The following is a 14,434-nucleotide window of genomic DNA, read 5'->3' as shown; positions in this document are numbered from 1 at the left end:
ACAGAAGTACTATTTGTTCAATTTTGTAAAACCTCTATTTGCTTGGTTTTATTAAAAAAACTGTTTTGTATTTTTTTTGAATTTCTACAAGAAATCGTTCTGCTTCCATCCTAGTTCTAAAGTTTCCTACCCATACTTTATAATTTGGAGTATTAAAAATTATGGTACCATCAATGTTTTTGAATTCTTGACGAAATTCATTCAAAGTTTTTTTAGCAGTTTCACTTATACCGTTGAAAATTTGAATTTTATAGCGATCATTATAGGATAAACTAGAGTTTGCTTTTCTTTTTTCATTTAATAGTTGCTCAAATTTTGGATCTTGAACGGTATTTAAATTTGAATCTTGAGCTAATATTTTATTTGTAGTGCAAATAATTAATGCAAACAGTAACAATGTAGTAAGGCTTCTTAAAAATCTCATAATCTGATTATTTATAATGCAAAAATAGCTTTTTAACAGGAAAACGATATAGCTTTGTTATTTAGATTTAATATAAATTATAATTAAGATTATTTTAAGGTTTTGAGAATAGTTCTTAAGTCGTATTTTTGTCCCAGTTTTTAAATAAGGTTCGTTTGGTTTTCTAATTTTTTTGGATGACAAACGAACAATTTTTTAGTAGATAATCAATATTTTAATATGGAAAAGGTGGGTAACCATAATTCGAATTCAAGGAAATTATTTTTAAGCTTAGCTTTAATGTTGAGTATTTCCGTAGCTTCATTTGCTCAGGATGCAGCTCCGGTTGCGGTTACAGCAACTTCAGCGGCTCCAGCAGCGAGTTCTGGAGGTGATGCTGCAAAAGGTAAAGAGCTTTTTAATGCCAATTGTGCTGCTTGTCACAAACTTGATGCTAAAGCAACAGGTCCAGCCTTAAGAGGTGTTGCTTCTAGAAGAGAAAAAGCTTGGATTTACAAGTGGGTGCATAATAGTTCAGATTTAATAAAATCTGGAGATGCAGATGCTGTGAAAGTTTTTGAAGAAAACAATAAAATACCAATGACTGCTTTTCCTCAGTTGTCAGAAGGTGATATTGATAATATAATTGCATATACTTCTGAGCCAAAAGCTGCTGCTCCTGCGGTTGTAGCTGCATTACCTGGAACAAAAGGTGATGTGTCTTCAGAAGAGGGTGTGTCTAATAATATTATATTGGGTGCTTTGTCATTAGTAATGGCAATTCTTATTGTAATGTTGGTTTTGGTTAACAAAGTATTGAGAAAAGTTGCAGCTGCAAATGGTATTGAAGTGGTTTCAAAAGAACCTACTTTGCCGATTTGGAAAGCATTTGTTAGAAATCAATTCTTGGTTTTGCTTTCGTCTATACTTTTGTTGCTTACTGGTGCCTATTTAGTTTATGGTTTCTTAATGCAAGTTGGCGTAGATCAAGAATATTCTCCAGTTCAGCCAATTCATTTTTCACATAGAATACATGCTGGTAGCAATGGTGTTAATTGTAATTATTGTCACTCAGCTGCTCGTGTAAGTAAAAATGCTGGTATTCCTTCATTGAATGTTTGTATGAATTGTCATAAAAATATCGCTGAAGTTAGTGATACTACTGCTACTGCTGACTATTCAAAAGCAGATTATGATGCAGAAATTAACAAGCTTTACAAAGCTGTAGGTTGGGATAAAACGAATCAAAAATATACTGGTGTTACGCAACCTGTTAAATGGGTTCGTATTCATAATTTGCAAAGTTTTGTTTATTTTAATCACTCTCAACACGTAACAGTTGCAGAAGTAGCTTGTCAGACTTGCCACGGTCCAGTTCAAACTTTTGAGATTCAAAAGCAATTCTCTCCTTTAACGATGGGGTGGTGTATTAATTGTCATAGAAAAACAGATGTTAAAATGGAAGGCAATGATTACTATACCAAAATTCATGAGCAACTTTCTAAGAAATATGGTGTTGATAAATTAACAGCTGCTCAGATGGGTGGTTTGGAATGTGGTAAATGCCATTACTAAATGAGTTTAGTGTTTCGGTTTAAGTTTTCGTTAGATTTAACTTAGAACTTGATACAAATTAGAACTTGAAACTAAAAAAAATTATTAAGATTAATATTTATATATAATATGTCATCAAACAAAAAATACTGGAAAAGTGTTGAAGAACTAGACGGAAATAGTTCTATTGTTGAGGCGCTTAGAAATAACGAATTTGTTGAAGAAATTCCTACTGATGAGTTTTTAGGAAATGAAGCTGCTTTGTCTTCTTCAACTACGCGTCGTGACTTTTTAAAGTACGTTGGTTTTAGTACAGCTGCAGCTTCTCTTGCTGCATGCGAAGGTCCTGTGCATTTGTCAATTCCTTATGTGCTACAGCCAGAACAAATTATTCCTGGAATAGCGGATTATTATGCAACTTCAGTTTTTGATGGATTTGATTTTGCGAACCTTTTGGTTAAAACCCGTGAAGGGCGTCCAATTAAAATTGATAATAATACTATTGCTGGGGCAAAATTTACTGCTAACGCTAGAATTCATGCATCTATATTATCATTGTATGATAATATGCGTTTGAAAGAGCCTAAGTTAGAAGCAAAAAATGTTTCTTGGTCAGCAGTAGACTCAAAAATTAAATCTAGTATTGTTGATGCTAAAGCAAAAGGAGGACAAGTAGTGTTTTTAACAAATACTTTAGCTAGTCCATCTACTGAAAAGTTGATTGCTGATTTTATTAGCAAAAATCCAAACGCAAAACATGTAATATATGATGCTATATCGTCTTCAGAAGCTTTAGATGCTTTTGAAACTGTATATGGAGAAAGAGCTTTAGTTGATTATGACTTTTCAAAAGCTTCAGTGATTGTTTCTGTTGGTGCTGATTTTCTTGGAGATTGGCAAGGTGGTGGATATGATTCTGCTTATGCCAAGGGAAGAATTCCATCAGGTGCAACTGGAAGTAAAAAAATATCAAAACACATACAATTAGAGTCTAATATGACTTTGTCAGGTGCTGCAGCAGATAAACGTGTTGCAATGTCAACTGCAAATCAAAAGCAAGCATTAGTTCTTATTTATAATACTATAACTGGCTCAGCAGTTGCTAATTCTTTGGATTCCGTTTATAAAGCGGATGTAGTCAAAGCAGCACAACAACTAAAATCTGCTGGTTCAAAAGGACTTTTGGTATCAGGTATTCAAGATAAAAATGCTCAATTATTAGTTTTGGCTATTAATCAAGTTTTGGCAAGTGAATCTTTTATTACATCTGGAACACGTCAAATACGTAAAGGATCTAATGAAAAAGTAGCTCAATTAGTAAAAGAAATGAATGCTGGTAGTATTCATACTTTAATAATGAGTGGTGTTAATCCAGTTTATACATTGGCAGATAGTAAATCTTTCGTTGAAGGATTGAAAAAAGTAAAAACTTCTGTTTCAATGACTTTAAAAGAGGATGAAACGGCCCTATTGTCTACAATTGCTGCTCCAGTTCCTCATTATTTAGAGGCTTGGGGGGATTTAACTTTGACAAAAGGGACGTACAGTTTGACACAGCCAACTATTCGTCCGTTATTTAATACTAAACAATTTCAAGATATTTTATTGTCTATAAATGGAATTCCAGGAACTTATTATGATTACTTGAAAGCTTTTTCAGGTTCTATTATATCGGGTTCATCTTGGAATAAAGTTTTACATGATGGTATTTATATTGGTGTTATTTCAAATTCTGCTGCAGGTACAGCTGATTATAGTGCTGCTGCAAATGCATTAGCTCAATCAAAAAGTTCTGGTCTTGAATTGGTATTGTACACTAAAACAGGGATGGGAGATGGTCAACAAGCTAATAACCCTTGGTTGCAAGAATTTCCAGATCCATTAACTAGAGTTTCATGGGATAACTATGTTACTGTTTCTAATGCTGATGCTAAGAAATGGGGATTGTCTAATGAAATTGTTGCAAATGGGGGCTTAAACGGAAGTTATGTTACCTTAACTGCTAATGGTGTAAAACTAGAAAATGTACCAGTAATTGTGCAACCAGGTCAAGCTGTTGGAACTTTAGGTATGGCTTTAGGTTATGGTCGTAAAGCAGCATTAAAAGAAGAAATGCAAGTAGGTATTAATGCTTATGCTTTATATGGTGGATTTAATAATGTACAATCTGTTACAGTTGTTAAATCTGATGGTGAACACGAATTTGCTTGTGTTCAAGGTCAGAAAACATTGATGGGTAGAGGTGATATTATTAAAGAAACTACACTTGAAATATTCAATTCTAGGGACGCTGAGTTTTGGAACGAAAAACCAATGGTGTCTTTAGATCATAAAGAGGTTGAAGCAACTTCTGTTGATTTATGGGGTTCTTTCGATCGTTCTACAGGACATCATTTTAATCTTTCTATTGATTTGAATGCTTGTACAGGTTGTGGAGCATGTGTAATTGCTTGTCATGCCGAAAACAACGTTCCAGTTGTTGGTAAAGATGAAATTAGAAGAAGTAGAGATATGCATTGGTTGCGTATTGATAGATATTATTCTTCTGAAAGCACTTTCGAAGGAGACAATGAAAGAAAAGAAAATATTGCTGGTTTATCAAGTTCTTTATCTACTTTCAATGAAATGGAGAAAGCAGGAGATAACCCACAGGTTTCTTTCCAACCTGTAATGTGTCAACATTGTAATCATGCTCCTTGTGAGACTGTTTGTCCAGTTGCTGCTACATCTCATGGTCGTCAAGGTCAAAATCAAATGGCTTATAACAGATGTGTTGGTACTCGTTACTGTGCTAATAACTGTCCTTATAAAGTTCGTCGTTTTAACTGGTTCTTATACAACAAAAACAGTGAATTCGATTATCATATGAATGATGATTTAGGACGTATGGTTTTAAATCCAGATGTAAATGTTCGTTCTCGTGGAGTTATGGAAAAATGTTCAATGTGTATCCAAATGACACAAGCAACAATTTTAAAAGCTAAAAACGAAGGAAGACCTATAAAAGATGGTGAATTCCAAACAGCTTGTTCAAATGCATGTTCTACTGGAGCAATGATATTTGGAGATGTAAATGATAAAGAAGCCGTTGTTACAAAATTGGCAGAAGATGAAAGAAGTTATCATTTATTAGAGCATGTTGGTACAAAACCAAATGTTGTATACCACGTTAAAGTTAGAAATACCTAGTACAAAAATTATTAATTAAGAATCAAATAAAGGATTATGTCGTCTCACTACGAAGCAGCCATTAGAAAACCCTTAGTTATAGGTGATAAATCATATCACGATATAACTGTAGACGTAGCCGCACCTATTGAAGGTAAAGCAAATAAACAATGGTGGATTGTATTTACAATTGCATTAACCGCTTTCCTTTGGGGATTGGGGTGTATTATTTACACGGTATCCACTGGTATAGGAACTTGGGGATTAAACAAAACAGTTGGTTGGGCTTGGGATATTACTAACTTCGTATGGTGGGTTGGTATTGGTCACGCAGGTACCCTTATCTCTGCTGTACTATTATTATTCCGTCAACGATGGAGAATGGCGATTAACCGATCTGCAGAGGCAATGACTATATTCTCTGTAATTCAAGCAGGTTTGTTTCCAATTATTCACATGGGACGTCCTTGGTTGGCATATTGGGTTTTACCAATACCAAATCAATTTGGGTCTTTATGGGTAAATTTTAACTCACCGTTGCTTTGGGATGTATTTGCAATATCAACATATCTTTCAGTATCATTAGTTTTCTGGTGGACGGGTTTATTACCTGATTTTGCTATGTTACGTGATAGAGCTATTACACCTTTTAATAAAAGAGTATATTCTATTTTAAGTTTTGGTTGGAGTGGTAGAGCTAAAGATTGGCAACGTTTTGAGGAAGTTTCTCTTGTTCTAGCTGGTTTGGCAACTCCACTTGTGCTTTCAGTGCATACAATTGTATCGATGGACTTTGCTACTTCAGTAATTCCAGGGTGGCATACTACAATTTTCCCACCATATTTTGTTGCTGGAGCTGTTTTTTCCGGTTTTGCAATGGTTAATACTTTGCTTATTATAATGAGAAAAGTTTCTAACCTTGAAGCGTATATTACTTTACAGCATATTGAATTAATGAACATTGTAATTATGATTACCGGTTCTATTGTTGGTGTTGCTTACATTACAGAATTGTTCATTGCTTGGTATTCTGGTGTAGAATATGAACAATATGCTTTTTTAAATAGAGCTACTGGACCTTATTGGTGGGCATATTGGGCAATGATGACTTGTAATGTTTTTTCTCCTCAGTTTATGTGGTTTAAAAAATTAAGAACGAGTATTATGTTCTCTTTTATAATATCAATTGTCGTTAATATTGGTATGTGGTTTGAAAGATTTGTAATTATTGTTACTTCATTACATAGAGATTATTTACCATCTTCATGGACTATGTTTTCTCCTACATTTGTTGATATTGGAATATTTATCGGTACTATTGGTTTCTTTTTTGTGTTATTCTTACTATATGCAAGAACATTCCCTGTAATAGCGCAAGCCGAAGTTAAAACAATATTAAAAGCTACAGGAGAACATTATATTAAAGAAAGAGAAGCTAATAAACATTCACATCATGAGTAATAAAGTTATATACGCCATTTATAATGACGATGATATTTTGATGGATGCTGTAAAAAAAACACGTGCAGCTCATCACCATATTGAAGAAGTATTTACACCTTTTCCGGTTCACGGATTAGATAAAGCAATGGGATTAGCACCTACCCGTTTAGCAATTTGTGCATTTATCTATGGTTTGTGTGGTTTGTCTTTTGGAACTTGGATGATGAATTATATTATGATTCAAGATTGGCCTCAAGATATCGGTGGAAAACCAAGTTTTAGTTATATTGATAATATGCCTGCTTTTGTGCCAATTATGTTTGAAGAAACTGTGTTTTTCGCTGCGCATTTAATGGTTATTACTTTTTATATGAGAAGCAGATTATGGCCTTTTAAAGAAGCTGAGAATCCTGATGTAAGAACTACTGATGACCATTTTTTAATGGAAGTTGCTGTAAATAATAATGAAGAAGAATTAGTTTCTTTTTTTGAAAGTACTGGTGCAGTTGAAGTAAAAGTAATTGTAAAGAATTAATTGTGAATATGAAAAGTCTATATAAAATAACATTTTTAGTTTGTATTACTGTTTTAGTTTCATCTTGTCATGATAATTTGAAACCAAACTACCAATACATGCCTAATATGTATGAGCCTGTAAGTTACAATACTTATTCTCAATCGAATGCCTTTAAAAACGGAAAAGAAGGTCAACTTCCTGCAGAAGGATCAATAAATAGAGGATTTGAACCTTATGATTATCCAAATACACCAGAAGGTTATGATTTGGCAAAAGCAAATTTAAAATCACCGCTAGATTCAATATCAGATAAAGATATGGATAAGGCAAAAGGTCTTTTTGAAATTTATTGTGCAATTTGCCATGGTAATGCTGGTGATGGTCAAGGAAAATTAGCTACTCAAGGTAAATTCATGGGTATTCCAAATTATAAAGACAGAATAATTAACGAAGGAAGTATTTTTCATGTAGAAACCTATGGTCGAAATTTAATGGGTTCACATGCTAATCAATTGAGTGTTCATGAGCGCTGGTTGGTTGCCGCTTATGTAATGAAACTCAAAGGCCAATAATAATTGTCGAACAAACTGATCGTAATAGATATGTATACATTTTCAAGTAAATTAAAAACTTTTTCTTTCGTCTTAATGGCTGTTGGTCTTTTAGGAATTGGATATGGTTTTTTAACTGCACCAAAAGATATTCAAGCAGTAGAAGCTCTTCTTGCTGCAGACAGTCATGGAGAACATGCTGAAGCTAAACAAGGAGTAGCTACACCTTCTCAAAATTCTGAAACTACTCATGAAGTAGCTTCTGTTGGGAAAGATAAAGAGGTAGCAGCAAATCATAATGTTAAAGTTGATACGGAACATAAAGAACATTTAGAACATGTTTATCATCAATTAAGTAATAAACCTTGGGCTGCATTATATGTTGCTTGTATCTTTTTTATGCTTCTTTCCTTAGGGACTCTTGCTTTTTATGCTATTCAGCAAGTTGCACAAGCAGGATGGTCTCCAGTTCTTTTCAGAGTAATGCAAGGAATTACAGCTTATTTGCCTGTGGGTTCTCTTCTTTTCTTTGTTTTCTTACTATTATCAGGTTTTCATATTAATCATATTTTTATTTGGTTAAGTGAAGGTGTTACAAAATTGGGTAGTGAAAATTATGATAAAATTATTGCTGGTAAATCGGGTTATTTAAACTTTCCATTTTGGATAGTTAGAGCTGCAATATTTTTATTGGGATGGAATGCTTACCGTTATTTTTCTCGTAAAAATTGTTTAGCACAAGATGAGTCTGATGATAATTCTTTCTACAAAAAGAATTTTAATATTTCTGCTATGTTTTTGGTATTCTTTATAGTTACCGAATCAATTATGTCATGGGATTGGATCATGTCTATAGATCCACATTGGTCTAGTACTTTATTTGGATGGTATGTTTTTGCAAGTTTCTTTGTAAGTGGAATTACAATGATTGCAATGGTAACTATTTATTTAAAATCTAAAGGGTATTTAGAGAATGTAAATTCAAGTCACATTCATGATCTAGCTAAATTTATGTTTGGTATTAGTGTTTTTTGGACGTACTTATGGTTCTCTCAATTTATGTTAATATGGTATGCAAATATTCCAGAAGAGATCACCTATTTTGTTACAAGAATACAAGTTTATAATTTACCTTTCTTTGGTGCAGTAGTTATGAATTTTTTATTTCCGGTATTAATTTTAATTAATACTGATTTTAAACGCATCACTTGGGTCTTAGTTATGGCAGGAACTGTCATTTTATTGGGGCATTATGTTGATTTCTTTAATATGATTATGCCTGGTACAGTTGGAGGTAGTTGGTTTATTGGTATTTCTGAAATTGCATCCGTTTTATTCTTTCTTGGATTATTTATTTTTGTTGTTTTCACAGCATTATCTAAAGCTCCTCTGTTGCCAAAAAGAAATCCGTATATAGAAGAGAGTAAACATTTTCATTATTAATATTTAAAGACATAAACAGATGACAAGTTTGTTGGTAATTATAGTTTTAGTTTTATTGGCTGTTGCTGTTTGGCAATTGACGAAAATATTCGATTTAACACAAGTTGCTTCGACTTCGGACAATTCTCAAATTGCAACCGATGAAGATAATAATGTGCAAGGATATTTAATGTTTGGTTTTTTAGCCTTCATTTATGTCTTTACCATATATGGAGTTTATACATGGGGGCCTTTGGCCCTTCATACTCCTGCATCTGAGCATGGTGCGCTTATTGATGGTTTAATGAATGTTACATGGGTATTAATTTTTATTGTTCAGGCAATTACACAAGTTTTATTGCATTATTTTGCATTTAAATACAGAGGTAATAAGGATAAAAGAGCCTTATATTTTGCAGATAATAATAAATTAGAAGCAATTTGGAGCGTTATTCCTGCTGTAGTATTGGCAGGTCTAATTTTGTATGGACTTTATGCTTGGACAAATATTATGTTTGTTGATGAAGATGAAGACACCGTAGTTATTGAATTATATGCGCAACAGTTTAAGTGGACTGCTAGATATGCTGGTGCTGATAATGTTTTAGGAAAAGCAAACGTTAGATTAATTGAGGGTGTAAATACTTTGGGAGTAGATTTATCTGATCCTTATTCTCAAGATGATATTGTAGTTTCCGAATTACATATTCCTAAAGGTAAAAAAGTGCATTTTAAAATGAGATCACAGGATGTTTTACATTCTGCTTATTTTCCACATTTTAGAGCTCAAATGAATTGTGTTCCTGGTATGGTTACCGAATTTGCTTTTACTCCTATTTATACTACTGCTGAATATCAAGCTTTGCCTTATATGGTTGAAAAAGTTGCTAATATAAATGCTTTACGAGCTAAGAAAAGCATTCAACTAGTCGCTAAAGGTGAAGTTGCATTAGATCCTTATACTTTTAATTATTTGCTTTTATGCAATAAAATTTGCGGATCTTCTCATTACAACATGCAAATGAAAGTAGTTGTTGATACTCCAGAAGAATATAAAAAATGGTTGAGTGATAAAGCTACATTAGTTAGTGAGGTTAAAGCTTCAAAAAATAAACCAGCAGCTCAAGATGCTTCCTTAGCAAAAGATACAACTGTAGCTAAAGACACTACAACTGTTGTGAAAATTGCAATGAAATAATTATTAAGAAATTTTAAAGTATAAAAATATGTCAGCAGAAGGTCACGATCACGGACACGATCACGAACACGAACACCACCATAAGGACACATTCATTACTAAGTACATTTTTAGTATTGATCATAAAATGATTGCCAAACAATACTTATTAACAGGTATTATAATGGGAATTATTGGTGTTGGTATGTCTATGCTTTTTAGAATGCAATTAGCTTGGCCAGAAGAATCATTTAAGATTTTTAATATTTTACTTGGAGACAAATGGGCTCCAAACGGTGTAATGACTAATGATATTTACTTGTCTTTAGTTACTATACATGGTACTATTATGGTATTTTTTGTACTTACCGCCGGTTTAAGTGGAACATTTAGTAACTTGCTAATTCCGCTACAAATTGGTGCAAGAGATATGGCATCAGGTTTTATGAATATGATATCCTATTGGTTGTTCTTTTTGTCTAGTGTGATAATGGTTTGTTCATTATTTATTGAATCAGGACCTGCTAACGCTGGTTGGACAATTTATCCACCTTTAAGTGCTCTTCCTCAAGCAATATCTGGTTCAGGATTAGGTATGACATTGTGGTTGGTATCAATGGCAATCTTTATTGCATCTTCATTAATGGGATCTTTGAATTATGTTGTTACAGTAATTAACCTTAGAACAAAAGGGATGTCTATGACTAGATTACCTCTTACTATTTGGGCTTTCTTTGTAACTGCTATAATTGGTATTGTTTCTTTTCCAGTTTTATTATCTGCAGCTTTGTTGTTAATATTTGACAGAAGTTTTGGAACTTCTTTTTTCTTGTCTGATATTTATATTGCTGGTGAAGTTTTACATTACCAAGGTGGTTCTCCTGTTCTTTTTGAACACTTATTTTGGTTCCTAGGTCATCCTGAAGTTTATATTGTAATTTTACCTGCTTTAGGGATTACTTCTGAAATTATTGCTACAAATTCTCGTAAACCAATTTTTGGTTATAGAGCTATGATTATGTCAATTATTGCTATTGCATTTTTGTCAACTATAGTTTGGGGGCATCATATGTTTATCTCAGGAATGAATCCATTTTTGGGATCGGTATTTACTTTTACAACATTATTGATTGCAATTCCATCAGCTGTAAAAGCATTCAATTATATTACTACACTTTGGAAAGGAAATCTACAAATGAATCCTGCAATGTTATTCTCAATAGGTTTGGTTTCTACTTTTATTACTGGTGGATTAACTGGAATTATTTTAGGAGATAGTACTTTAGATATTAATGTTCATGATACTTATTTTGTAGTTGCTCACTTTCACTTGGTAATGGGTATATCTGCACTTTATGGAATGTTTGCTGGTGTTTATCATTGGTTTCCAAGAATGTTTGGAAGAATGTTGAACAAAAATTTAGGATATGTTCACTTTTGGGTTACTGCTGTTTGTGCTTATGGAGTATTTTTTCCAATGCACTTTATCGGTTTAGCGGGATTACCAAGACGTTATTATACAAATACAAACTTCCCATTATTTGATGACTTACAAAATGTAAATGTTTTGATCACAACTTTTGCATTAATTGGTGGTGCATTTCAATTGGTATTTTTGTATAATTTTTTTACTAGTATTTTCTATGGTAAAAAAGCAGTTCAAAATCCATGGAAATCGAATACTTTGGAATGGACTGCACCTGTAGAACATATTCATGGTAACTGGCCTGGCGCAATTCCAGAAGTTCACCGTTGGCCTTATGATTATAGTAAACCGGGTCATGATGTGGATTTTGTTCCTCAAAATGTTCCAATGAAAGTTGGTGAAGAAGTTTTACATCACTAATATTTTAAATTTATTTTAAATGCCTTTCAATCTTGAGAGGCATTTTTTTATATTTTAATGTTACTTTTTTTATCTTTATCGAATGAATGAAAATCTAGATCCTACCAATACTAATTTTAGTTCTGAAGAACTGGACATCGAAAAAAGATTAAGGCCTTTGTCTTTTGATGATTTTGCAGGGCAAGATCAAGTTTTAGAAAATCTTAAGGTTTTTGTTGCAGCTGCCAACCAGCGTAACGAAGCTTTAGATCACACTCTTTTTCATGGACCTCCTGGTTTAGGAAAAACTACTTTGGCTAATATTTTAGCTAATGAATTACAGGTTGGTATAAAAATAACTTCTGGCCCTGTATTAGATAAGCCTGGTGATTTAGCTGGTTTATTGACTAATCTGGAAGAACGTGATGTTTTGTTTATTGATGAAATCCATAGATTGAGTCCCATTGTTGAAGAGTATTTGTATTCAGCTATGGAAGATTTTAAAATTGATATTATGATAGAATCTGGTCCCAATGCTCGAACTGTTCAAATCAATCTAAATCCTTTTACATTAATAGGTGCAACTACCCGTTCGGGTCTTTTAACTGCGCCAATGCGTGCACGTTTTGGAATTTCTTCAAGATTACAGTACTATACAACCGAACTTTTAACTACAATTGTAGAACGAAGCGCCATGATTTTTAAAATGCCAATTTCTATGGAAGCTGCCATTGAAATTGCGGGTAGAAGTAGAGGTACTCCTCGAATTGCTAATGCTTTATTAAGAAGAGTCCGTGACTTTGCACAAATTAAAGGAAATGGTACTATTGACATTGAGATTGCTAAATATGCCCTCAAGGCATTAAATGTTGATGCTCATGGACTTGATGAAATGGATAATAAAATTTTAAATACCATTATAGACAAGTTCAAAGGTGGGCCGGTTGGTTTATCAACTTTGGCTACAGCTGTCTCTGAAAGTAGTGAAACTATCGAAGAAGTATATGAACCGTTTTTGATTCAGGAAGGTTTCATTATGAGAACACCAAGAGGTCGTGAAGTGACCGAAAAAGCCTACAAGCATTTAGGAAAAATCAAATCGAATATTCAAGGAGGTTTATTCTAGTTATTAGAAGCTATTCCTGCTATCCACTGTATCTTTTCCTGCTTAAAGGAAGCAGGAAAAGGATGCCGTTCCTATCAGGGCTATGTCTTATTTATTGCGAAACCACATTGTTGGTGTCAAATGATTGATATTAAAATTAAACATACACAATTCATTAAAACCGAGGCAAAACGTCTAGGGTTTTTATCTTGTGGTATATCAAAAGCAGGTTTTCTTGAGCAGGAAGCCCCTCGTCTTGAAGACTGGTTGAAAAACAATAGAAATGGCCAAATGGCCTATATGGAAAATCATTTTGACAAACGGTTGGATCCAACTCTATTAGTTGATGATGCAAAAAGTGTCGTATCGCTTTTATTAAATTATTATCCTACCGATTTTCAAAATGCCAATTCCTATAAAATTTCAAAATATGCGTACGGTCAAGATTATCATTTTGTCATCAAAGAAAAACTTAAAGAATTACTTTATTCAATTCAGCAAAATATCGGTGAAGTTTCTGGTCGTGCTTTTGTAGACTCTGCCCCAGTTCTCGATAAGGCTTGGGCTGCTAAAAGTGGTTTAGGATGGATCGGTAAAAATAGTAATCTCCTTTCTCAAAAAGTAGGTTCTTTTTATTTTATAGCTGAGCTTATTATTGATTTAGATTTAGAGTATGATCAGGCAACCACTGATCATTGTGGTTCTTGTACCGCTTGTATCGATTCCTGTCCTACGGAGGCCATAGTTTCGCCCTATATTGTAGATGGCAGTAAATGCATTTCTTATTTCACTATCGAACTCAAAGATAGTATTCCAGATGAAATGAAAGGCAAATTTAATGATTGGGCTTTCGGTTGTGACATCTGTCAAGATGTTTGTCCTTGGAATCGTTTTTCGAAGCCACACAATGAACCTTTGTTGAATTCCAATTCTGATTTGCTTGCAATGTCAAAAAAAGATTGGATAGAATTGACTGAGGAAACTTTTAAATTAATATTTAAAAATTCACCACTAAAACGCGCTAATTATCAAGGTGTTAAGAAAAATATATCTTTCCTAGAATAATTAGTTTTTTTTAACAAGTTTTTATCGTTACTTATTGTTTTTATTTATTTTGAAATTCATATAAAAAAATCATTTTTGATTGTATAATTGCGTGTTATTTAGATTTTTACTCTTTTTTTTTTGATAAAAATGCTAATTGACGATAATATTTGTAGTTTAACGAAATTTGTTAATAAGTAATTAATAATTGTATAATTTTGTTTT

The 14,434-nt window shown here is 33.1% G+C and carries 11 protein-coding genes; 10 read left to right on the top strand and 1 reads right to left on the bottom strand.

Features of this window, described 5'->3' with window-relative positions:
* Positions 1–34: 34 nt before the first annotated feature.
* Positions 35–424: an SPOR domain-containing protein gene (locus tag OYT91_RS11230; RefSeq protein WP_281238029.1), complete on the bottom strand. Its 390-nt coding sequence runs from the start codon at positions 422–424 to the stop codon at positions 35–37.
* A gap of 219 nt (positions 425–643) precedes the next feature.
* On the opposite strand from OYT91_RS11230, the gene OYT91_RS11225 reads away from it, so the two are divergent.
* The 10 genes from OYT91_RS11225 to queG all read left to right on the top strand — a co-directional run bounded on the left by OYT91_RS11225 (position 644) and on the right by queG (position 14,230).
* Complete coding sequence (locus OYT91_RS11225; protein WP_281238028.1) at positions 644–1,978, top strand: c-type cytochrome; 1,335 nt, start codon at positions 644–646, stop codon at positions 1,976–1,978.
* 108 nt (positions 1,979–2,086) lie between these two features.
* Complete coding sequence (locus tag OYT91_RS11220; protein WP_281238027.1) at positions 2,087–5,146, top strand: TAT-variant-translocated molybdopterin oxidoreductase; 3,060 nt, start codon at positions 2,087–2,089, stop codon at positions 5,144–5,146.
* A 36-nt stretch (positions 5,147–5,182) separates the two neighbouring features.
* Positions 5,183–6,586, top strand: a complete 1,404-nt coding sequence (gene nrfD / locus OYT91_RS11215) for an NrfD/PsrC family molybdoenzyme membrane anchor subunit (protein ID WP_269221714.1) — start codon at positions 5,183–5,185, stop codon at positions 6,584–6,586.
* Positions 6,579–7,103, top strand: a complete 525-nt coding sequence (locus OYT91_RS11210) for a DUF3341 domain-containing protein (protein ID WP_281238026.1) — start codon at positions 6,579–6,581, stop codon at positions 7,101–7,103. The genes nrfD and OYT91_RS11210 overlap by 8 nt, the downstream gene beginning before the upstream one ends.
* 8 nt (positions 7,104–7,111) lie before the next feature.
* On the top strand, positions 7,112–7,657 hold the full coding sequence (locus tag OYT91_RS11205; protein ID WP_269221716.1) for a c-type cytochrome: 546 nt from the start codon (positions 7,112–7,114) through the stop codon (positions 7,655–7,657).
* Between the two features lie 30 nt (positions 7,658–7,687).
* Positions 7,688–9,079 (top strand): quinol:cytochrome C oxidoreductase, encoded by a 1,392-nt coding sequence (locus OYT91_RS11200; protein ID WP_281238025.1) that lies wholly within the window; start codon positions 7,688–7,690, stop codon positions 9,077–9,079.
* Between the two features lie 19 nt (positions 9,080–9,098).
* Positions 9,099–10,256: a cytochrome c oxidase subunit II gene (locus OYT91_RS11195; protein WP_269221718.1), complete on the top strand. Its 1,158-nt coding sequence runs from the start codon at positions 9,099–9,101 to the stop codon at positions 10,254–10,256.
* A 28-nt stretch (positions 10,257–10,284) separates the two neighbouring features.
* On the top strand, positions 10,285–12,081 hold the full coding sequence (locus tag OYT91_RS11190; protein WP_281238024.1) for a cytochrome c oxidase subunit I: 1,797 nt from the start codon (positions 10,285–10,287) through the stop codon (positions 12,079–12,081).
* Between the two features lie 82 nt (positions 12,082–12,163).
* Positions 12,164–13,186, top strand: a complete 1,023-nt coding sequence (ruvB, locus tag OYT91_RS11185; RefSeq protein ID WP_269221719.1) for a Holliday junction branch migration DNA helicase RuvB — start codon at positions 12,164–12,166, stop codon at positions 13,184–13,186.
* 120 nt (positions 13,187–13,306) lie between these two features.
* On the top strand, positions 13,307–14,230 hold the full coding sequence (gene queG, locus OYT91_RS11180) for a tRNA epoxyqueuosine(34) reductase QueG (RefSeq protein ID WP_281238023.1): 924 nt from the start codon (positions 13,307–13,309) through the stop codon (positions 14,228–14,230).
* Positions 14,231–14,434: the final 204 nt, after the last annotated feature.

Source organism: Flavobacterium praedii (assembly GCF_026810365.1).
GTDB classification, from domain to species: Bacteria; Bacteroidota; Bacteroidia; order Flavobacteriales; family Flavobacteriaceae; genus Flavobacterium; species Flavobacterium praedii.
This window is presented reverse-complemented; position numbering and strand designations above follow the sequence as displayed.